Below are 21,397 nucleotides of genomic sequence, written 5' to 3'. Positions count from 1 at the left end.
TCTGTGCGCTCCGCACGCCCCCGCTCGCTCTCAGCGACCGGTCATGATGGCGGGAACTGGCGGACGGCATCGCGATGAGCCTGGTCGAAGTTCCGCTATCGCGCGTGTCGAGCTCTCAGCTCCTGTCCGTCGACCTGACGGTGCGGTTGATGAATGTGTGCCAGCACGTCATGGCCGCGGCGCTGACAACCGTGGGTGCCGTAAGAGCGGTGCTCGACGGCGTTCCCGTTCTCGTCGCCATCGTTTCGGGATTGGCCCTGGTCTCGTGGCACACGGCGGGGTCGCTGCTGCCTGCCCGCTACCGCTCGACTCGGTTCGCGGCGGTATGGCTGGTCGGATTTGCGCTGATATGGCTGGTGACGGTAGCGATCTCAGCAGAGTTCGTGTCGGTGGCCTTCCTTTTGTGGCTGCTCGCCGGCCACCTCCTGCCTGTGAGATGGGGGCTGGTGTTCTCCGCTCTCGTGCTGGGTGTCGTGATCCTGACGCCGATCCTCCACGACGGATCCACGAGCTATGCCAACATCTTCGGCCCCACGATCGGCGGCGTCTTCGCCTTCGGCGTGTCGCTCGGCTACCTCCAGCTGCTGCGAGATGCGGTGACCAGAGAGGAACTGGTCGCCTCGTTGACGAAAGCGCAGGCAGAGATGTCGGAGCTGCACGACGAGCTGGCGCGCACACAGCGACATTCGGGCATGATCGCGGAGCGGACACGGATCTCTCGCGACATCCACGACACGGTCGCGCAGGCTCTCTCCTCGATCAAGCTGCTCGCACATGTCGGGTCAAAACGCACCGAAGACCGTGATGCGGCACGGACACTGTCCCAGGTCGAGTCCATGGCGAGTGAGAGCTTGGCAGATGTGCGGCGGATCGTCGCCGCTCTCGTTCCTGCACAGCTGGAGGATGGGGCCCTCGCTGTTGCCCTGCAGCGCATGTGCACCCGCCTGAGCGACGAGCACGGGATCGATGTCGTTCTCCAGGTCGACCATTCCCTTCCGGTGCTGCCAACGAATGTTGAAGTCGCGCTGCTGCGCACCGCACAGTCGGCACTGGCCAATGTTCGCCAGCATGCTGAGGCCACCCATGTCGTCATGAGCGTCATCGACGCGGTCGATGCTGTACGGCTCGATCTTGTCGACGACGGCAGAGGTTTCGACATTGCCGAGTGGGAGCAATCGAGCGGACACAGCTCGGTGAACTTCGGGCTGGGCTTCATGCGAGACAGGCTCCGCGAGCTGGGCGGAGAGCTCGATATCGAGAGCGCCCCCGGCAGGGGAACGGCGATCTCTGCGAGCCTGCCGATCCACCTGCCGAGCAAGGCTGTCGATGTTGAGGTGATCCCATGACCATCCGAGTACTGATCGTCGACGACCATCCCGTCGTCCGAAGCGGCCTGCGGGCGCTGCTGGATGATGATCCCACGCTTTGTGTCGTGGGTGAGACCGCGACGGGCGAAGAGGCTCTCGTGCTGGCCGGCGTGGTGCACCCCGACGTCGTCCTGTGCGACCTGCGCCTCGGTGACGGCATCGACGGCATCGAGACGACCGCGGCCCTGCGCGCTCTCACGCCGCCACCCGCAGTCCTGATCTTGACGACCTTCGACCGTGACGCCGAGATCCTCGGCGCGATCGAGGCCGGTGCAGTCGGGTACCTGCTGAAAGAATCCGCGCCCGACGCAATCATCGACGCACTCCATCGCGCCGCCGCGGGCGAGGTTGTGCTCTCCCCCAGTGTGGCTTCCCGCGTCGTTCGAGGCATGACCAGAGCGACACCGAAACTCACCGAACGTGAACATGCAGTGCTGAAGCAGCTCGTGAGCGGCGCATCGAATCAAGAGATCGCGCGGACACTCTTCGTCACGGAGGCGACCGTCAAAACACATCTCACCCACATCTTCATGAAGCTCGGCGTGGGCAGCCGCTCGAAAGCAATCCATGTCGCCCAACAATCAGGTCTGATCTGACCCCGTCCACACACCACCACAAAAGAGTGAATACCAACGATGAAAAGACTGTCTAATGCTGCATTCCTGTACATGCTTCTCGGCGTGACATCAGGCCTGTTCTACCGCGAGTTCACCAAGATCAACGACTTCCCGGCAGGCGAATTCACCCAGCTCGCAGGCGTGCACACGCACTTCCTGTCGCTCGGCTTCATCGTCCTGCTGATCGTCTTGGCGCTGGAGAAGCTCTTCGGCCTGTCAGAAGACCAGAAGCTCTTCACATGGTTCTTCTGGCTCTATAACGCAGGCCTGATCCTCACCGCCTCCATGATGATCTGGCACGGCTCCCTCACCGTCCTGGGAGAGCAGGGCACGCCGATGATCTCCGGCATCGCAGGCCTGGGACACATGCTGTTGAGCGCGGGCATGATCGTCCTGTTCGTGACGCTGCGCCGTGCTCTGGCACGCCAAGAATCGACGAACGCAACCGCTTCCGCCATCTAGCTCCTCGGCCGCTGTGAACGCTCTCGACACGACCTCCGGCAGGGTGTGGTGACCCATTCCTGCCGGAGGCCTTCGTGTCCCGCGCGACTGCCCCTGGTTGGACGATGCCGCTCTGGTGTTTTGATGGCTCACCGGGGCCGGCCGTCAGATGTGCTGGGCTCCAGGGCTCACCGGCTCCGACAGCCGGGCGTCTTACCCGACGTCCGTGCCGACCACTCCCCTGAAACCCGGAGGCACTCTCTCCCCGCCCCAGCCGGACTCGGATGACGCATTGTCGCCTTGGAATCGCGCAGACCTGCGCGTGAGCAACAACACCTGAACCGGGCAAATGTCGATAGCCCTGATACAGTCGGGGTATCGGTCCGCCCAGTCTTACCCCGGGCCGCTGGCGCGCAGGTCAATCAAAATTCTGCAGGACGCCCACTTTGCTTAGAAAACATTGACACCCCGGTGAGACAACTCCCGATTGGTACATTTTTATGTCATCCACTTTTGCACACCTCGGTGTGCCCGCCCGCCTTGTCTCCGCTCTCGCGAAGCACGGCATCGACACCCCGACCCCCATCCAGGCCGCAACTCTGCCCGATTCTCTGATCGGACGGGATGTTCTCGGCCGCGGCAGGACAGGGTCCGGCAAGTCTTTCGCTTTCCTCATACCGCTCGTCGCCCGCCTCGAAGAATCGAACCGCGCGAGGCAGCCCAAGAAGCCGCGCTCCCTTATCCTCGCGCCGACGCGCGAGCTTGCGACACAGCTGCACGAGTCCCTGCTCGTCCTCGAGAAGAACTCGGACATCGCCTCCACTGTCGTGTTCGGCGGTGTGAACCAGAAGCCCCAGGCTCGAGCACTGCAGGCAGGTATCGACGTCCTCATTGCGTGCCCCGGCAGGCTCCTCGACCTCATGGATCAGCGTCTTGTCGACCTGTCGGCAGTCGAGATCACCGTGATCGACGAAGCAGACCATATGGCCGACATGGGGTTCCTTCCCAATGTTCGTCGGATCATGCGGGCCACTCCCGAGCGCGGTCAGAGGATGCTCTTCTCTGCCACTCTCGATGCTGGTGTCTCGACGCTTGTGAAAGAGTTCCTCCACAAGCCCCTCACGCACGAAGCCGATTCGGCCCTTTCCCCCGTCTCTGCCATGGAGCATCATGTCCTGCGCGTGTCGGCCGATGATCGCACGGATGTCATCGCGTCCCTCGCGGCAGCGCCCGGAAACTCGATCATCTTCACCCGCACGAAGTACGGGGCGAAGAAGCTGACGAAGCAGCTTCTCAAGGCCGGTATCCCGACCGTCGATCTCCACGGCAACCTGTCGCAGAATGCTCGGACGCGCCATATGGATGCCTTCCATTCGGGACGCGTGCAGACGCTCGTGGCGACGGACATTGCCGCTCGCGGCATCCATGTCGACGATGTCGCTCTTGTCATCCATGCCGACCCGCCCGTTGAGCACAAGGCGTACCTGCACAGGTCTGGCCGGACGGCGCGAGCCGGCAAGGCCGGCACCGTCATCACTCTCGAGCTGCCCGAACAGCGCCGCGACGTGAGGGATCTCCTCAACAAGGCGAAGATCACGCCCACGTTCACCAATGCGTACCCCGACTCCGCGATCCTGCACACGCTGGCTCCCGGCGACAGGGTCTTCGTCTCCCCCGATAGGGCGGCTGAGATGGCTGGGAAGGACATTGCTCCTCCCCAGCAGCAGCAGTCAGGCGGAGGGCGTCGGCGTCAATCGACGCGCGGCACCTCGAAGGGTTCCGGTAACCGTCCGGCACGTCAGGGCCAGGAGGCTAAGACGAGCACGGGTGGACGCCGTCGCGGCCGTCCTGCCGCCGCGAGCTCCTCCTCGACGGGACGCACAGCGGCCGACTACTCGAGGAGCTTCCGCTCCCGGTAGCCCGCTCCTCATCAGGCCTGCCTGATCGACGATTCTGCGCTGTCAGCTTGCTGGCGGCGCAGTTTCCTTGTAAAAGCACGGCGATTCAGCTTCTGAACCCAGCACTGACGATCCAGCGGCACAATGTGCCCGTGCCGGCACCTACGCTCATTAAGAGCAACGAAGCCACCCGCCGGTGAGTGATCATGGCAGACAGGAACAAGGAAATGAACGCAGACAACGTGACCACCGCAAAGGCTTGGTACGCACGGTGGTGGGTATGGGCGCTGGCTGTCCTCCTCGCGATCGGCATCGGCTCGGCGTTGTCCGGCACCGGAACCGCCGACGATGGGGCGGACACTGCCGTGGACTACCAGGTCGATGAGGAGGGGAACAGGGCAGAGAAGAAGGAAGACGCGGTTCCCGCTGCAACTCCAGAGCCGACTGCTGAGCCCAGCGCCGAAGAGACTGAATCAGTGCAGGCGGCTGAGCCCACCGTCGAGGCCACCACGCCCGCACCAGCACCGGCCGCCCCTGCACCGACACCGGAACCCGCCTTGAGCGTCTCGCAGGACAGCGCTATCCGATCAGCGGAATCCTACCTGAGCTTCACGAACTTCTCTCGGTCGGGGCTTATCAGCCAGCTCGAATACGAGGGGTACAGCAACGCCGATGCGCAGTTCGCGGTGGACTCGCTCAACGTCGACTGGCTCGAGCAGGCGGCCGGGTCCGCCGAGTCCTATCTGAGCTTCACGGCTTTTTCCCGGAGCGGTCTCATCGGCCAGCTCGAGTATGAGGGATTCTCGACGGAGCAGGCCACGCACGGTGTCGATACAGTCTCAGTCGACTGGTATGAACAGGCGGCGCTGTCTGCACAGAGCTACCTCGACTTCATGGGCTTCTCCCGCCAAGGACTCATTGATCAGCTCGTCTACGAAGGCTTCTCACTCGACCAGGCTACCCACGGCGTCAATCAGGTCGGCCTCTAGACGTCGGTGACACAAAGCGATTCCCCCGGACTACCTTTTACTGGTATTCCGGGGGAATCTGTGGCGGTGGAGGTGGGATTTGAACCCACGTTGGCTTTCACCAAACAGCATTTCGAGTGCTGCACCTTCGGCCGCTCGGACACTCCACCATCAGCAATTCAGGTTACTGTCTCGATGCCCATCGGCACAAATCCGATCGGGAGAATGTGGCGGAGTTATCGGCGGGCAGAGAAGTAGCCGGTGAGCTGGGAGGAGCATTCCTGCTCGAGGACTCCGCCAATGACCTCGACCTGATGGTTCAGCCGCGGGTCACGCAGCACGTCGCGCAGCGATCCCGCCGCACCGGCCTTGGGATCCCACGCTCCGAAGACCACGGCGGATAGCCGCGAGAGAACGATCGCTCCCGCACACATGGTGCATGGCTCGAGAGTGACAACGAGCGTGCAGCCGTCAAGGCGCCACCCGGCCCGCACGCGGGCGGCCTCCCGCATGGCGACGATCTCGGCATGTCCTGCCGGGTCGTGGTCGCGTTCTCTCGTGTTGTGGCCCGTTGCGATGACAGCACCGGTCTCGTCCAACACGACAGCCCCGACGGGAATGTCCGATTGGGAGGCGGCGATCTCTGCCAGGTCGAGGCAGTGACGCATGTGACTCTCGAATTGTCTGAGTCGTTCTGAGCACATGGGCCCTCCGGTTCCTGCGCAAGCGGCTTTACTACGTTAGATTAGTTGACATGAGATTGCAGGTCATCGACCATCCCCTAGTCGCCCAGAAACTGACGACCCTTCGGAAGAAGGAGACGCCCTCCCCCGTGTTTCGTCAGCTCGTCGAAGAGCTGATGACACTGCTCGCCTATGAGGCGACGCGGGACATCGATGTCGAGCCTATCGAGATCGAGACTCCGGTAGCCAAGACGATCGGCACCGCACTGACTCACCCCCTGCCCATTGTCGTGCCGATCCTGCGTGCAGGTCTCGGCATGCTGTCCGGTATGGAGCGGATCATGCCGACTGCTGAGGTCGGTTTCCTCGGCATGAAGCGGGACGAGCACACGCTTGAGGCCATCACGTACGCGAACCGGCTGCCGGACGACCTGTCAAACAGGCAGTGCTTCGTTCTTGATCCGATGCTCGCAACCGGCCACACACTGATCGCTTCCATCGACTACCTGCTCGAGCGCGGGGCGAAGGATGTCACCGCGATCTGTCTGCTCGGTGCACCCGAGGGCCTCAAGACGCTTGAGGAGCATATCGGCGATCGCGCCGACGTGACGGTTGTTCTCGCGGCTGTTGACGAGAGGCTCGACGAGAACGCCTACATTGTTCCCGGATTGGGCGATGCTGGCGACAGGCTCTACGGCGTCGTCGACTGAGACCTGCTGAGAAGCAATGGTGGGGGTTGGGCGATGCCCAACCCCCACCATTGTCTTCCACGAGGACTGTCAAGCGGCCTTGCCGGCTAGTGGGTTCGCGGCTTGTTCTGGTCCGCTTCGTCGTGGGGAAGGATCGGTGTCGCCTCCCAGGAGCTGGGGCGGGCAGATGCTCGGGGAGCCTCGTCCTCCTCGACTGTGCGATGGATCTTCTTCTCGATGTCGACCGTGTCGCGCAGCGACGTGCCCTTCATGAACATGGTGGCGATGGAGCCGACAAGGAGAAGCGCTGTCGCGGCGATGAAGACGGCCCACAGCGAGTTGCCGAAAGCAGATCGTGCGACCGCTTCGACGGCGTCGGGGAGTGCGCCGAGATCCAATGAGCCGGCCGCGTTGGCGGGAACCTCCGGGAGCTCGCCGAGCTCCTTCACCATGTAGGCATCGGTGGCCGCATTGTAGGAGGCACCGAGAACCTGGAGTCCGACTGCGCCTCCGAGGTTGCGGAAGAACGTGACTGTCGACGTTGCCGCTCCCATCTGACGCAGGGGAACCGTGTTCTGTACGGCGAGGACAAGGTTCTGGTTGGCGGCACCGAGCCCCCAGCCCGCGGCGAAGAGCACGAGGCCGATGGCGATCAGGTTCGTGTCCTGGCGGGTGAAGCACAGCAGGCCTGCCGCCGCGGTGAGGAGGAGCATGCCGGAGACGACATAGCGCTTCCAGATGCCCTTCCGGGTGATGAGCTGGCCGATCCACGTGGAGGCGATGACGATGCCGAGCATCATCGGCAGCGTCAGGAGGCCGGACGCTGTGGGCGAATAGCCGCGCCCGTATTGGAAGTACTGTCCGAGGAAGACGGACGCACCGAACATGATCGTGCCAGCCCCCATGACTGCGATGACGGCGAGAACCGTGTTGCGGTGCAGGAGGATCTCCATCGGGATAAGAGGCTCGGGGCTCTTCGTCTCGACGACGATGAAGAGAACGGTGGAGACCACGGCGACGGCGATGAGGATGAGGGCTGTCGGATCGGTGAGCGGCATGCCGCTGCCGATCATGGAGATCCAGACGAGGAAGGACACGGAGGAGGACGCGATGAGAGCGGCGCCGGGGATGTCGAGATGGACTTTGCCGCTGCGGACGGGCGGGATCTGGAGCCTGCGCAGGATGACCCAGATGGCGCCGAGCATGAACGGGATGGTGACCCAGAAGCACCACCGCCATCCCAGCCAGGGCGTGTCCACGATGAGACCGCCGAGGAGCGGGCCCGAGACTGTCGCCAGTGCCATCGTGGCCCCCATGTAGCCGTTGTAGCGGCCGCGTTCCCGGGGAGGGATGATCGTCGCCATGATGACCATGGACAGCATGATCTGCATGCCCATGCCGACGCCCTGGAGGACGCGGAAAGCGATCAGCATCTCGGGCGTGGTCGCCAAACCGCACAGGAGGGAAGCGACACTGAAGATCACCATGGAGGCGATGAACAGCTTCTTCTTGTCGTACAGGTCTGCCAGCTTGCCCGAGAGCGCTGTCATGACAGTGTTGGCGAGAATAGCGGAGGTGAGGATCCACGTGAAGTGGGTTTGAGTGCCGCCGATTTCGGCCACGATGACCGGCATCGCATTCGACACGATCGTGCTCGACAGCATGCCGATGAACTGGACGAGAAGAAGTCCGGTGAGAATCGAGAGCACCTCCCGGTGCTTCCTTTCCGCTTCCGCGGCCTGCTCAGGAGTCATTCCCCGATAAGCCCTCTTCGACGTCAGATCCCTCTCGCGCTTCGCCACGTTCATCCCTTCACATTCTCGTCAGCAGTCAAACATACTCCTCGGGAGAGACTGGAGGTAATAGGCCCGCGTGGAGATCTTGCTAACGGTTGCGAAGCATTCGCGACACGATGACGAAGCCCCCGAGGACGACGATGATGATGCCGGCCCAGCGAATCCATCCGACCGCGGAGTCCTCGCTGTCGCTCGTCTCCACGGTCTCGGCCAGCGCAGGGGCTGTCGTCTCTGCCTCGGACGGGCTGGCTTCCGTTGTGGCCGCCTCGGTCGTGGTTTCTTCCGCCGTCTGCGCACCGATCGTCACCGAGAATGATGTGGTGCCGTCGATCCGGTGGCCGTCAGAGGACACGACGGAATAGATGATCGTGTAGCTTCCTGCTTCGAGCTCAGGCAGGGGCAGGATGACATCGTTGCCGGAGAGTGTGACGGGCTCGGTCTCGATCGTCTCCCCATCCTTCTGCAGGACGGCTTGGGGCGACACGTCGAGTGGGGCCGCCGAGAAGGTCAGGACCGCTTCTGCGGGAGCCTGGTCGAGCTCCGCGCCGTCCTCCGGGGTTGACCCGATGAGAACGTCGTGAGCCTGCACGGGCGCCGTTCCCAGGAAGAAGCCTGCGAGAGCGAGGATGAGGAAGAGGGGTGAAAAGTTTCGTCTCAACATTCTTTCACCGTACTCTAGACGCATGGCTATTCCACTTCACCCGGGACCCCTCGTCACGACGGATCTGAACGCTGACAACCCCATTCCGGAAGGGTTTACTCTCATTGACGTTCGCGGCGAAGACGAATGGGATGCGGGACACGCTCCCGGAGCTCTTCACATTCCGCTCGACGAGCTCGCAGACAGGATCGACGAAGTCCCCGATACTGACATCATGGTCGTCTGCCGGCTGGGTCGGCGCAGCGCACAGGCCGCCGAGATTCTCGCAGAGAACGGTATCGATGCATGGGATCTGTCTGATGGCATGGCCGCGTGGCAGAACAACGGCCTGCCGCTTGTGTCGTCTGATGGCGACATCCCCACGATCGCTTAAGGAGCCCCATGGGTAAGAAGAGCCGCCTCAACAAGGCGCCGAAGAAGAAGCGTGTGCCCTTTGTCGAGCGCCCCTACGAGGGCCTGACAGCAGAGGTCGAGCTGGTTGCCATGAAGGAGATCCTTCCTGCGGCGACTGCTTCGGCCACGACAGCCCCCGAGTATGGCAGCCGGGATATCACCCTCGTCACGCTCCTGCCGAACATGGCGGCGGCCGTGCGGCGCGAAGACGGTGAACTGCTCGTCGCCGTGCAGACGGTGACCGGCTCGGGAGACGCCTCCCGCGACCTTGCCGCTCTCATCATCGACGCCCTCGAGCTCGAGCCCGGGGAAGCCATCCAGTCCGCAGAACTGGCAGAGCCGGGCCCGCGACTGTCAGACGTTCTTGTCGATCAGCCCCTCGACCTCGTCCTGTACGAGGATTTCGCCTACTGGGTGAGCGACGAGGAGAAGGATCGCGACGATGTCCGCCAGGCGATCGAGCAGACGCGTGACAATGTTGCCCCGACTGTCGCTATCGATGCGATTCGCGGAGCGTACTGGGTGCGGATGACCAACGAGTTCGTGCGCTGGATTCGCACAGAGGATCAGGACCGTGTCCTCGACGGGTTGGCACGCCTCCAGACGGCACGATCGGAGGGCTTCGATAAGGATGCTCGTTTCGTGGGCGCGTTCCGCGCGTGCGGACTCCTCATCCCCGTCTGGCAGCTCGCTCCCGGCACGGAAGCCGATGAGCTATCCGCCCCCATGGCAACCTTCGAGGACGAGTTCGCTGCCGCCATCGCCGCCACCGAGCCCCTCACTCCCGAAGAGCGCCGCGCCAGGTCCGGCATCGTGTCCCGGCAGGTGACTCTCCGATAGGCGGGTTGGCGCACATCAGCTGCGCCAACCCATCAGTATTCGGTCTGTTGTCAATCTCTCACCAGTTAGGGCGCTAAGCTTACGTTGTGAACTCCTCTCGTGTGCACGTCGCGGTCGTCATACCCGCAAAGGACGAGGTCGATCTGATTGCTTCGACCATTCGGTCAGCGCGCGCGATTCCCTACGTTGACCTCATCGTCGTGGTCGATGACGGTTCGACGGATGACACGCAATCAGCTGCACGTGCGGCCGGTGCGACCGTCGTGCGCCATCCGGTCAACAGGGGCAAGGCGTCCGCCCTGGAAACCGGAGCATCCGTGGTGGCGATGAGGGACGCGGAGGGACGCGAACCCCGGCTCCTCATGTTCATCGATGCGGATCTCAGCGAGACCGCCGTCCAAACCGCCCCCCTCGTCGAGCCCGTCATGTCGGGCCAGGCAGACTGCACGATCGCGGTTCTTCCCAAGCAGGCCGGTGCTGGCGGGCACGGACTCGTCACGGGATTGTCGCGCCGAGCCATTTCCGCTTTGACCGGATGGTCCCCGACGCAGCCGCTGTCGGGACAGCGCTGCATGACGAGGGAAGCCTACGAGTCGGCGAAGCCGCTGGCACGCGGCTGGGGTGTTGAGACGGCGATGACGATCGACATGCTCGTGGCGGGTATGACTCTTCAGGAGATCCCGTGCGATCTCCAGCATCGTCCGACCGGGAATGATTTCTCGGGCCAGCTTCATCGTGCCGGCCAGTACCGGGATGTTGCTCTCGCGGTCAACATGCGCAGGCTGCGCGGCGTTCGGATAGCGTCCCACTACCGGGTCGATCCCAGCAGCCAGCGCCCAGGCGAGCCTTTCAGCGCCTACCGGGTGCGCCCCTTCTAGGCGAGACCGCCGCTGGTTGATCCGCCCGGTCAAGTGACGCGATCAGAGGTAATGCAACCATTCCTCCGGTCACGACGATGATGACACCGGAATCGTTGATGAGCATTCCTCCGACAAGGAGGATGACGAGCGCGAGACCCACCCACAGCCATGGATCGTCCCGCTTCTCAGCGAACAGTGCCATCGCACCCTTCTTCTTCAACCACAGGGCAAGGGCCACGACCACGCTGAGGAGGATGAGGATCAGCGGCCACTGCGCGAGCACCTGAGAGCCCTTGCGGAGAATCACGGTCAGTGCGGAGCCGTCGAGGACGGATTCCGCGAAGTCGCCGAGGTGGGTGCGTTCGTCTGCTGGGCGAAGATAGTCGACAGTCGCGAACAGTGCCGCGACAAGACCTGCTGCGATCAGGATCCCGCCGGCCCGCCACACGGTGATCGGCCAGCCCGCCACGAGCATCGCCAGCACTGCGAACGCGATCGTGAGCACGGGGGGCCCACCGAAGTCCGCACCGTGCCAGGGTGAGCCGTCGATGAGGATGACGACTGCCCCGAGCAGGAGGATCATGAGCGCGGCACGTCTGTTCTCCGCGACCCGGCTGGCGATGACTCCCGCGAGGATGAGGCTCGCGGCTCCCGATATTGCGAACATCATGTTCGTCATCCCGTAGAAGCGACCAAGCTGGGGGAGGGCGCCGAATGCTGAGTTGAGGGCGAGTGTGGATCCGAGGAGCACCGGCAGGAGGAAGGCTGTCACGGTCACGGCCGCAACAGTCCCTGCCGGGTATTCACGCCCGAATCTCCTCGTTCGGAACGCGATGCCTGCGATGACGAGACTGAGCGCGAAGGTTCCCAGGAGAAGGACGGCGGTGGGGAAGGGTGCCCGATACCAGGGGGTTGCCATCATCGCGACGTTGGCTGCCGGCACGGCGGCGGAAGCAAGGAGTGCAGTATAGAGGGCGGGGCCACGCCTGCGCAGGAAGGCCAGCGTGAGGAGCCACATCGTTCCCCACAGCGCATACACCGGTCCCGTTGCGGGGGCGATCGCGAGAGTCAGCCTGTCAAGATCGGTGACGGTTTCACGATTGTCTGCGGCTGTCCCTCCTTCAGTGACAGTCAACGGCGACCCTGGGCCCGCCGCGCCTGGAACGATGGTGGGGAGGAGGTCAGTGATGGCGATGAGGCCGTCGCGCCGCGTCGTCGCTGACGTGACTAGGCCAGGCTCGTCCGACTCTGTCATGACCACCTGGAGCGTCGACGCGGTTGCGGAATAGTCGGAAAGAGACACGATTGTCGTATGTGCATCGGGGAGCGCCTTCTCAACGTCGTCGAGCACTGTTCCCAGACGTGCGTCGAGCTCTCTCATGAGCTCTCTCAGGTCGCTGTCATTCCAGTTCTGGCCCACGAAAGAGGCGGAGAGCGGATCGCCCGTCAGCCGCGATTCCGTCTGCGCGAACTGGCGCGGTTCGAGCTCCGACAGCCCGCCGAGGTCGATGAGCACAAGATCCTTGCCCGGCGCGAGGTCGGTCAGATCAGACACGTCACCGTAGTCCTCAACTCGTCCACGATCGTCCGCCAGTGCGATCGCGGCACCGGGGCCGAGTGCGAGAGTGTCACGATCCCGCGTCAGGTCGTTCAGCTGACCAAGGGTCGCACGGTAGGGGGAATTCTCGGCAGAGGCGAGATAGTCCTTCCAGTTCGGGACGAGGAAGCCCGTCTCGCTCTGTGCCGGTTCCTCGAGCAGCCGGCACGCCCCGGAATCGGAGACGCTATCGCCTGCTCGTTCTCCTGCACCCAGGGTGAGCCATCCGTCTGCTGGGCAGGTTGTGGGATAGACGGAGCGGACGGAGACGTTGCCGACTGCCGCACGCTCGGAGAAGGCGAAGAGGTTGGGCGTGTCCTCCGGAGTGACGTATTCCCACATCACTCCTCCGGTGCCGATGATGACAACGGGAGGATCGGAGTGGGCTGCGGCGGGCGAGACGATCGCTAGCGCACAGGCACAAGCGGCGATGACGGCGGCTGCGAGCGATCTCATGGACCGATCCTATATGGACACGAGAATGACGGTGAAAGGACGGGACTACAATGGTGCCTATGCGCTTTTCCTACCTGGGCCCTCGGGGCACGTTCACGCAGATGGCACTCATGCAGGTCTCGAGCGACGAGTCCGAGCACGTTCCTGCGGTTGATGTCCCCGCGGCCCTCCGCATGGTCCGCAGGGGTGAGACAGACTTCGCGGTCGTTCCCATCGAGAACTCTGTCGAGGGCGGCGTCAATGCCACCATCGACTCCCTCTCGAACGGCTCCGCCCTCCGTATCGTCGGGGAAATGCTCGTCCCGATCACGTTCGTCCTTGCCGCCCCCGAGGGGACGCGCCTCGAGGATGTGAAGAGGATTTCGACCCACCCCCACGGCTGGGCCCAATGCCAGAACTGGATCGCCGACAACCTGGGCGATGTCATCCATGTTCCTGCCACCTCCACGGCGGCCGCGGCTGCGGCGATGGCGGGAGGAGCGACAAACTTCGATGCGGCCCTGTGCAATCCCCTGTCCGCGGAACAGTATGGTTTGACGGTTCTCGCGGAGGGTGTCGCCGACAACCCGGATGCTGTCACCCGGTTCATCACGGTCGGCCCGGAGAATGTTCCGCTGCCGGAACGGACCCCCTCCGATAAGACAACGCTCCAGGTGCAGCTGCCCTCGGACGAGTCGGGCGCCCTCCTGACGATGCTTGAGCAGTTCGCTACCCGCGGGGTCAATCTCTCGAGGATCGAATCCCGTCCCGTCGGCGACTCTCTCGGCCGCTACCAGTTCTCGATCGACTGCGAAGGCCATGTCGCGGATGAGCGCGTCCAGGCAGTGCTGATCGGCCTCCATCGGACATGCCCACTGGTTCGGTTCTTCGGGTCCTATCCGAGCGCCCACCAGATACCTGTCAAGCTTCGCCCCGGTACGGCCGATCAGGACTTCTCGTCGGCACGCTCATGGGTGGCGGGCCTGCTTGAGACCAAAGACTAGGATCAGAACCTGACGAGGAGACCACCAGGCTCGACTCGCGCCCTCACTGTCGACGCGTAGCCGAGAACGTCACCGTCAACCTGGACGCGGGCGGGTGATTCCGTCACGACGCTGGCCCGGCTCGTCTTGCGCAGGTCGATCATGCCCGTCATCGGGAGACCGTCATTCGTCACACCCATGCCGGCCAATCCCATGCGGCGAACAAGATCGGCCCAGCCGACAAGGCCGCCCTTCGTGTCGATGACGACGAGATCGATCCAACCATCATCGAGTCGAGCATCGGGAGCGAGCACCACACCGCCGGGCAGCTTCCCGCAGTTGGCGAACATGATCGAACGAGCATCGATCGGCACCTCGTGCCCGGCTCCGGCCGTGATCTTCGCGTGGATCTTCGTGGCTGTCAGATTCCGTACGGCTGAGGCGACGTAGGCAACCCAGCCGATCTTGGACTTGAGCTCGGCATCAGCATCGCCCACCATCGCGGCATCGAAACCGAGGCCTGCGATCACGGCGAAGGCGTGATCGCCGTCCGGCACCGACAGCGCATCGGGGTCTTCGTTCGCGAGGACCAACAGCTCGGATTCCGTCAGCGGGTCCGCCTGAAGGAACCCGACATCCATGGCATGCGTGCCTCCCGTGAGTGCGGTCCGCACCATCGCCTCGGTCGAGGAGATGGGAAGGTCGAGATTTCGGGCCAGGAGGTTTCCGGTACCGAGGGCAACGATGCCGAGAGCTGTTCCGCTCTTGGCGAGCCCTGCTGCGACGGCCCGCACGGTACCGTCTCCACCGGCCGCGATGACGAGACCGGCACCGTCGGAGACAGCCTGCTTCGCCTGGCTGCTGCCCGGTTCTTCGACTGTTGTCTCGCTGAAGCGAACGTCCTGATAACCGGCTTCCGCCGCCATGCGCTCGACGAGGGCTTTGAAGGTGGGGACGTTGATGTTCTTGACCGGGTTGTAGATGACGACCACGGGCTTCGATCTCACGTTGTCCGCATCGTGTTCGAGCGCCCATTGGCCGTGCTCGGAGGATTTGGCGAGACGCGTTGCGATGGCCTGTCGGTTGCTGAGTGCGAGGAACAGGGCGCTCAGCGCCACGAGAAGGGCCGCAATCGCAAGCCATGATTCCCAGGTCATATCGAAAGGATAACCCCTGCGGGCTAGACTGGTGACATGATCGATATTCGCTACGTCCGTGAGAACCCCGAAGCTGTCAAAGCATCGCAGCGGGCCCGCGGCGCCAATGAGACCCTGGTAGATGACCTCCTGCGAGCAGACGAGGCCCGTCGCTCGACTCTGCAGGTGGCAGAGGAGACGCGCGCCCAGCAGAAGGCTCTGTCTCGCACGGTCGGGAAGGCATCCGCCGAGGAGCGTCCCACCATCCTCGCCCAGGCTCAGGAACTGGCGGCGAAGGTGAAGGAGCTCGAGGACGCCGCCGCGAAGGCTAACGCGGAATACGAGCGGATCGGCATGCTGATCCCGAACATCATCGTCGATGGGGTGCCCTCCGGCGGAGAGGACGACTATGTCGTCCTCAAGCACGTGGGAGATGTTCCGACATTCGATTTCCCCGTGAAAGACCACCTCGATCTTGCCGAGGGCATTCGCGCCATCGACATGGCTCGGGGAACAAAAGTGTCCGGGTCGCGCTTCTACTATCTCACCGGCATCGGCGCGCGGCTCGAGCTCGCCCTGCTCACGGCGGCAGCGGATCTTGCCGAGGCCAACGGTTTCACCCTGACGGTCACGCCGACCCTCGTGAAGCCGGAGGTGATGGCGGGGACGGGCTTCCTCGGCGCGCACGCCGACGAGATCTATCACCTGGAGACGGACGACCTCTATCTGGTCGGCACCTCCGAAGTGGCGTTGGCCGGGTTCCATTCCGATGAGATCATCGACCTGTCGGACGGCCCGAAGCGCTACGCGGGATGGTCGACCTGCTACCGGCGGGAGGCCGGCTCGTACGGCAAGGACACCCGCGGAATCATCCGCGTCCACCAGTTCAACAAGGTGGAGATGTTCTCCTACTGCACCCCGGACGATGCGGAGAACGAGCATGCTCGTCTGCTCGATTTCGAAGAGCAGATGCTTGCCAAGGTTGAGCTTCCCTACCGCGTCATCGACACGGCGGCGGGAGATCTCGGCAGCTCTGCTGCCCGTAAGTTCGATTGCGAAGCCTGGCTGCCAAGCCAGGAACGGTGGATGGAGGTGACGTCCACGTCGAACTGTACGACCTTCCAGGCGAGACGCCTCTCCGTTCGGGAGAAGGTTGATGGGAAGACCCAGACCGTCGCGACGCTCAACGGCACACTGGCGACGACTCGCTGGCTCGTGGCGATCCTCGAGAATCACCAGCGCGAGGACGGCAGCATCTACGTTCCCGAGGGGCTCCGGCCTTACCTCGGCGGCCGGGAGCTGATCTCCGTACAGTGACAGCCAGCGCATACGACGCCGCACGGCTCGATGAGGCGATGTCGAGCCTGCCCGGGGCCGGTCCCGAGCTTCTCGTCGCCCTCGACCTGGACGGCACGACCATCCGTCACGACACGTCTCTGTCGCCTCGCGTCGCGGACGCGATCCACGCCCACCTCGCTGTCGGCTCCCGTGTCGTCATAGCGACCGGGCGCGGCATCGACGCCATGATGCTGGTTGCGGACCAGCTCCGCCTTCCCGACGGTGTCGCGATCTGCGCGAACGGCGCGATCACCCTGTCGCGCGAGGCCGGGGTCGCTGAGCCGGGAATCTACCCGGGTGCCCGGCTTCTCGACTACACGACGTTCAATCCTGCGGCCGAGATCGACATCATCAGGACTCATGTGCCAGAAGCGCTTCTCGCGGTCGAGCCTGCACGCGGCCCCCGCAGGCTGTCGGCACCGTTCCCGGATGGAGAGCTTGTCGGACACTCGGTCATCACCCCTGCGGCGAAGCTTGCGGGAGACGATGCGACACGGCTGACTGTTCGCGCCCCTTCTCTCAGCGCTCAAGAGCTTCAGGACCGTATCGACGGGCTCGGCTTGGACGGTGTGGAGTATGCGGTCGGGTGGACTGCCTGGCTCGACATCTCGCCCTATGGCGTCTCGAAGGCTAGCGCCCTCGAAAAGCTGCGCCAGGAATTCTCCCTGCCCACATCGAACGTACTCGCGGTGGGCGACGGTGAGAACGACATCGAGATGTTGGGGTGGGCGGGGACCGGTATCTCGATGGGAGATGCCAGCCCCAAGGTTCATGGTTCAGCCGATGCTCAGACCGCGCCGGTCGATGAAGATGGTCTCGCGATCGTCCTCGAAAGGCTCCTCTAGCAGTCGAGGACGACCTTGCCGAAGGGCCGCGATCCTCTCACGTAGTCGAGTGCCTGCCTCGCCTCCGCCAGGGGGAACCTGCGGGCGATGATCGGCCGTATTCTCCCGTCCTCGAATCGGGGGAGAGCGAACTGAGCGGCCGCTCGAAGGATCTGTTCCTTCTCGTGGATGGGCCGGGATCGCAGGGTTGTGCCGTGGATCGAGACTCTCTTCACCATGAGCCTGCCGATGTTGATGGTGGCTTCGGCGCCGCCCTGACGCGCGACGACTGCGATCCTGCCATCCGTCGCCATGAGCGGGAGCAGGTCACCGACGTCGGAGCCGACGATGTCGAGCACAGCGTCGACGCCCTCCGGGCACAGGTCTCGGACCCGGCTGACGATGTCTGACTCATGGTCGATGCACTCAACGCCGAGAGCACGAACCTGCCGGCAGCGCTCATGGCCTCCCGCCGTTGCAATGACGCGGGCACCAAGCTCCCTGGCCAGCTGCACGGCGATGGTGCCCAACGATCCAGACCCGCCCTGAATGAGAACGGTTTCACCCTCCGCAACCGCGAGAACGTCGACGAGATTGGACCAGGCGGTTGCCAGGGCTTCAGGGATTGCCGCGGCAGCGTCAAGGCTCATTCCTGTCGGCACGGGCATGACCTGACCCTCGGGCACGGCGGCGTATTCCGCGTATCCTCCCGAGGAGAGAAGCGCCATGACCGGCTCACCCGTGTCCATTCTGGTGCCGGATGCTTCCAGCCCGAGAATGTGGGAGGCGCCGGGAGGCGGCGGGTAGGTGCCTTCGACCTGGCTGAGATCTGCGCGGTTCACTCCCGCATGTGAAACCTTGATGAGAATCTCGCCAGCAGCTGGCGCGGGGATGGTGGTGTCGATGAGGCGAAAGTCTGAGTCGTCCGTCATGGCAAGCATTGTGGTCATGACGCCATTCTGACAGCGATGTGCATGTCGGGAAAGGAATCAGTAGAATGGCCTGGCTTGGAGGGTTGTCAGAGCGGCCGAATGAGACGGTCTTGAAAACCGTTATGCGGCGACCCCGCATCGGGGGTTCGAATCCCCCACCCTCCGCCGTGACCCGGGTTGTGCCAGTACGCTGGCCGGCCCGGGTTTCTCGTCTCCGCACATCGCACAATTGTTAACAACCCAATCTCCACGCTTCGCGTTAACACGATTAACGTTCTTTTTTGCCAGAGCCGCATCCTACTCTTTTCTCAAGAGGTTGTTTATTTAGTTCACACAGAGAGTTGAGATTATGATGTTCACGGATAGCGCGTCGAGGCGTGCGACATTCGGCAATCGCCGACTTCTTCTTGTCGATATCGAAAACATGATTGGCGGTGCGGCGATGACTCGGGATGCAGCCGAGTGGGGGCGCTCCCTTCTCACCACCATGCTTGACATAACTCGCGACGAGCAGGTCATCGTCGGCACGTGCGCGACAGGCCTGCTCAACGTCGGACTGTCGTGGGGCTCTGCCCGCATTGTCACCGGAGGCTCCGGGCCCGATGCTGCCGACAAGGCACTTATCGATGTCATGGCTAATGAAGACCTGGCCGGCCGCTACAGCGAGATCGTCCTCGTCTCGGGCGACCATGGCTTCGCACCAAGCGTCAGGGCCCTCCGTGCGGCAGGCGTGCCTGTCACCGTCGCGTCGTGGCGCGGCCAGCTCTCACCTATCCTCTCCGCATCTGCCTCCCGAGTTCTTGTCCTCGAGGACCTCCTCTCTCCCACCACCTACACGAAGGCTGCTTAGTATGCGCGACCAGCTCCTGTCTCCCACGAACATTGCTGAACTTGCCTCGGTGAGCAGGCCTGTCGTCAGCAATTGGCGTCGGCGCAATCCCGACTTCCCCCAGCCTGTCGGGGGCACCGAATCCCGCCCCCTGTTCTCGCGCGAAGAGGTCATCGCATGGCTCACCGACCGCGATTACGAGGTCAAGGAGGAAGACACGGTCGCCACAATCTGGTCATCCCTCAACACCCTTCGCGGCAGCGTCGACTTCGCCATGATCGACATTCTCACGCTTCTGCTCCTCACTCTCAGGCAGCACCTGCCGGAGACTTTCGACGACATTGCTGACGCAGGTCCAGATGAGAAGCTCGACCTTCTGGCAGAGGCGGAGGCGGAGCTGCGCGAGGGTTACCCGACGGATGACCGGGAGAGACTGGCGCTCGATGTGCGAGACGTCCTCCGGGGCGTTGATGCGAACGCACTCCAACCCCTTCTCAGCGCAGTCCAGTCGGCGGAGCGCAGCCGCATGGCGGAATACGCAGACGAGCTCATGAGCCGGTTCAACCGTGAGAGCAGGATGGGGTCTACCTTCGGATCCATCGGCGCACGCTCATCGACACTCCTCGCCTCATTGGCGAAGGAGACGCAGGGTACGGTCTACGATCCGGCGAGCGGGATCGCCAACAGTCTCGTCCAGGTGGCCCAGCACCGCCGTGCACGAGCGCTGATCGGATCAGACATCAACACGAACGCTCTCATCTTGGCGTGCCTGCGCTCGATGCTCAGCGGAAGCACCATCACCTTCGTCTTGGGAGACGTTCTTGCCGATGACCCGGTCCCAGACCTTCAGGCAGACGTCATCATCGCCGAGGTGCCGTTCAGTCCACACGCGGATCACTCGACACTCCTGTCGGACCCGAGGTTTCGATACGGGATCCCGTCAAGGATGGGAGGGGATCTCCTGTGGGTTCAGCACGCGCTTGCGCACCTGGCGCCCGGCGGCAGAGCCTACCTCGTGACAACCACCGGAGCACTGCGTCGTTCACGCGTGGACCAGGACGTTCGCACGGAGCTCATCAAGGCGGGCTGCATCGAGGCTATTGTGAGCCTGCCTGGCAGGCTCCTTCCCTCCTCTGCCGTTGCCACCGTGCTGTGGGTGCTCCGCAACCCTGACGCCTCGTCAACGGACGTGCTCCTGGTCGATGCGAGCGAGACACCGGACGCCGAGAACGTTGCCCCCACCTGGTTCACGGGAGCACCGATCACCGCGCCCCACCTCCGCGTCGACGTCACGGACATCATCGCCGAGGGCTCCGCTCTCACTCCGGCACTCTGGATCGGCGCGACGGATGTCGACCCATCCGAGATCTCTGGCCGAGTCGCCGACTCGGCAGAAGCCTTGGAGCAGAAAATCTCGAGCCTGGCGACAGTTTCTGTCGACATCGACTCCCTTGCCGGGCTCTCCGAGGCGCGGATCGTGACGATCGAGAGGCTGATTGAGATGGGAATTGTCGAGCGAAGGCCAGGACGTCACCGGAAATCTCCCGATTCGAGCGAGAACAGCGCGATCATCACGTCCTCCCACGTGGCCAAGCAGTCCCTGCCGGAGCCATTGGACACACCTGCCCTCTTTCCCATGGAGGAGACGGAGCCAGGGGACGTTCTCATCTCGACCATGAACGTGCTAAACGCAATGGTGGACACGACGGGCAATCATCACGTAGCACTGGGGGTGGAACGGCTCCGAGTTCTCGATCGCTCTGTCCTCACACCAGAGTTCCTTGCTCTGGCAGTGACGGGCAAATGGAATGAGAGGTTCAGGGATGGAGTAGCGATCCGGCGCATCCCCGTCACCGATCTAGAGATTCCTCTTCTTCCGCTCGAGGAGCAGGAGAGGCTCTGCACTGTCACCCTCGCCGTTCGAGCTCTTGAACGCGATGCGGAGGAGCTGATTCGCCACTCCCGCAGCCTGACCTCATCCCTCCTCGAAGCGGTGCGTCATCACGTCCCTATCGGACAGACTCCTTCGCGGGAATAGGGGTATGGCGCCCCGCACGGGAGCTCCATTAGCATCTGGCCCCGTTGACCTGTAAAATAGGGCACGCTAGCT

The 21,397-nt window shown here is 63.4% G+C and carries 20 protein-coding genes and 2 tRNA genes; 15 read left to right on the top strand and 7 right to left on the bottom strand.

Annotation, left to right across the window (positions count from 1 at the left end):
* The first annotated feature begins 104 nt into the window (after positions 1–104).
* The 5 genes from H2O75_RS00550 (at position 105) to H2O75_RS00530 (ending at position 5,312) form a co-directional block, all read left to right on the top strand.
* Positions 105–1,346, top strand: coding sequence for a sensor histidine kinase (locus H2O75_RS00550; RefSeq protein WP_259365263.1), 1,242 nt, complete (start codon positions 105–107; stop codon positions 1,344–1,346).
* Positions 1,343–1,963 (top strand): response regulator, encoded by a 621-nt coding sequence (locus H2O75_RS00545; RefSeq protein ID WP_182172186.1) that lies wholly within the window; start codon positions 1,343–1,345, stop codon positions 1,961–1,963. The genes H2O75_RS00550 and H2O75_RS00545 overlap by 4 nt, the downstream gene beginning before the upstream one ends.
* Positions 1,964–2,002: 39 nt before the next feature.
* On the top strand, positions 2,003–2,446 hold the full coding sequence (locus tag H2O75_RS00540) for a DUF2871 domain-containing protein (RefSeq protein WP_182172184.1): 444 nt from the start codon (positions 2,003–2,005) through the stop codon (positions 2,444–2,446).
* Between the two features lie 479 nt (positions 2,447–2,925).
* Positions 2,926–4,344, top strand: a complete 1,419-nt coding sequence (locus tag H2O75_RS00535; RefSeq protein WP_182172182.1) for a DEAD/DEAH box helicase — start codon at positions 2,926–2,928, stop codon at positions 4,342–4,344.
* 206 nt (positions 4,345–4,550) lie between these two features.
* A complete protein-coding gene (locus tag H2O75_RS00530) occupies positions 4,551–5,312 on the top strand; it encodes an Ltp family lipoprotein (protein WP_182172180.1) in 762 nt (253 codons plus the stop codon).
* Positions 5,313–5,373: 61 nt separating this feature from the next.
* Here the strand turns inward: H2O75_RS00530 and H2O75_RS00525 are convergent.
* A tRNA-Ser gene (locus H2O75_RS00525) sits at positions 5,374–5,461 on the bottom strand.
* 66 nt (positions 5,462–5,527) lie between these two features.
* Positions 5,528–5,995 (bottom strand): tRNA adenosine(34) deaminase TadA, encoded by a 468-nt coding sequence (gene tadA, locus H2O75_RS00520; protein WP_259365262.1) that lies wholly within the window; start codon positions 5,993–5,995, stop codon positions 5,528–5,530.
* A 50-nt stretch (positions 5,996–6,045) separates the two neighbouring features.
* Here tadA and upp point away from each other — a divergent pair, with 50 nt between their 5' ends.
* On the top strand, positions 6,046–6,684 hold the full coding sequence (gene upp, locus H2O75_RS00515) for a uracil phosphoribosyltransferase (protein ID WP_182172174.1): 639 nt from the start codon (positions 6,046–6,048) through the stop codon (positions 6,682–6,684).
* Between the two features lie 86 nt (positions 6,685–6,770).
* On the opposite strand, the gene H2O75_RS00510 is transcribed toward upp, so the two are convergent.
* Positions 6,771–8,465: an MFS transporter gene (locus tag H2O75_RS00510; protein WP_182172171.1), complete on the bottom strand. Its 1,695-nt coding sequence runs from the start codon at positions 8,463–8,465 to the stop codon at positions 6,771–6,773.
* 82 nt (positions 8,466–8,547) lie between these two features.
* Complete coding sequence (locus H2O75_RS00505; protein WP_182172168.1) at positions 8,548–9,120, bottom strand: copper resistance CopC family protein; 573 nt, start codon at positions 9,118–9,120, stop codon at positions 8,548–8,550.
* Between the two features lie 22 nt (positions 9,121–9,142).
* Between H2O75_RS00505 and H2O75_RS00500 the strand changes: the two genes are divergently transcribed.
* The 3 genes from H2O75_RS00500 to H2O75_RS00490 all read left to right on the top strand — a co-directional run bounded on the left by H2O75_RS00500 (position 9,143) and on the right by H2O75_RS00490 (position 11,231).
* Entirely contained in the window at positions 9,143–9,493 is a 351-nt protein-coding gene (locus H2O75_RS00500; protein WP_182172165.1) for a rhodanese-like domain-containing protein, read from the top strand.
* An 8-nt stretch (positions 9,494–9,501) separates the two neighbouring features.
* A complete protein-coding gene (locus tag H2O75_RS00495) occupies positions 9,502–10,353 on the top strand; it encodes a DUF5926 family protein (protein ID WP_182172162.1) in 852 nt (283 codons plus the stop codon).
* 86 nt (positions 10,354–10,439) lie between these two features.
* Positions 10,440–11,231, top strand: a complete 792-nt coding sequence (locus H2O75_RS00490; protein ID WP_182172159.1) for a glycosyltransferase family 2 protein — start codon at positions 10,440–10,442, stop codon at positions 11,229–11,231.
* On the opposite strand, the gene H2O75_RS00485 is transcribed toward H2O75_RS00490, so the two are convergent.
* Positions 11,203–13,266: a DUF2339 domain-containing protein gene (locus H2O75_RS00485; protein ID WP_182172156.1), complete on the bottom strand. Its 2,064-nt coding sequence runs from the start codon at positions 13,264–13,266 to the stop codon at positions 11,203–11,205. The genes H2O75_RS00490 and H2O75_RS00485 overlap by 29 nt on opposite strands.
* A 59-nt stretch (positions 13,267–13,325) precedes the next feature.
* Here H2O75_RS00485 and pheA point away from each other — a divergent pair, with 59 nt between their 5' ends.
* Positions 13,326–14,249 (top strand): prephenate dehydratase, encoded by a 924-nt coding sequence (gene pheA, locus H2O75_RS00480; protein ID WP_182172153.1) that lies wholly within the window; start codon positions 13,326–13,328, stop codon positions 14,247–14,249.
* A 2-nt stretch (positions 14,250–14,251) separates the two neighbouring features.
* Here pheA and H2O75_RS00475 read toward each other — a convergent pair whose 3' ends face one another.
* The gene (locus H2O75_RS00475; RefSeq protein ID WP_182172150.1) at positions 14,252–15,385 is read right to left on the bottom strand and encodes a diacylglycerol/lipid kinase family protein; all 1,134 of its coding nucleotides are present in this window, start codon (positions 15,383–15,385) and stop codon (positions 14,252–14,254) included.
* A gap of 36 nt (positions 15,386–15,421) precedes the next feature.
* On the opposite strand from H2O75_RS00475, the gene serS reads away from it, so the two are divergent.
* Positions 15,422–16,681, top strand: coding sequence for a serine--tRNA ligase (gene serS, locus H2O75_RS00470; RefSeq protein WP_182172147.1), 1,260 nt, complete (start codon positions 15,422–15,424; stop codon positions 16,679–16,681).
* Positions 16,678–17,547 carry an HAD family hydrolase gene (locus tag H2O75_RS00465; protein WP_259365261.1) on the top strand — a complete coding sequence of 290 codons (870 nt, stop codon included), beginning with the start codon at positions 16,678–16,680 and terminating at the stop codon, positions 17,545–17,547. The genes serS and H2O75_RS00465 overlap by 4 nt, the downstream gene beginning before the upstream one ends.
* Here H2O75_RS00465 and H2O75_RS00460 read toward each other — a convergent pair.
* Positions 17,544–18,476 carry an NAD(P)H-quinone oxidoreductase gene (locus H2O75_RS00460; RefSeq protein ID WP_182172143.1) on the bottom strand — a complete coding sequence of 311 codons (933 nt, stop codon included), beginning with the start codon at positions 18,474–18,476 and terminating at the stop codon, positions 17,544–17,546. The genes H2O75_RS00465 and H2O75_RS00460 overlap by 4 nt on opposite strands.
* A 59-nt stretch (positions 18,477–18,535) precedes the next feature.
* Here H2O75_RS00460 and H2O75_RS00455 point away from each other — a divergent pair.
* From H2O75_RS00455 to H2O75_RS00445, 3 genes are all read left to right on the top strand, one after another.
* Positions 18,536–18,623 (top strand) — tRNA-Ser (locus tag H2O75_RS00455).
* A gap of 322 nt (positions 18,624–18,945) precedes the next feature.
* Positions 18,946–19,308 (top strand): NYN domain-containing protein, encoded by a 363-nt coding sequence (locus tag H2O75_RS00450; RefSeq protein ID WP_182172140.1) that lies wholly within the window; start codon positions 18,946–18,948, stop codon positions 19,306–19,308.
* Between the two features lies 1 nt (position 19,309).
* Positions 19,310–21,325, top strand: coding sequence for an N-6 DNA methylase (locus tag H2O75_RS00445; protein WP_182172136.1), 2,016 nt, complete (start codon positions 19,310–19,312; stop codon positions 21,323–21,325).
* Positions 21,326–21,397 lie beyond the last annotated feature (72 nt).

The sequence above is a fragment of the Flaviflexus equikiangi genome (assembly GCF_014069875.1).
GTDB classification, from domain to species: Bacteria; Actinomycetota; Actinomycetes; order Actinomycetales; family Actinomycetaceae; genus Flaviflexus; species Flaviflexus equikiangi.
The sequence above is the reverse complement of the archived record's forward strand: the minus strand, read 5'-3'. Positions and strand labels throughout refer to the sequence as shown.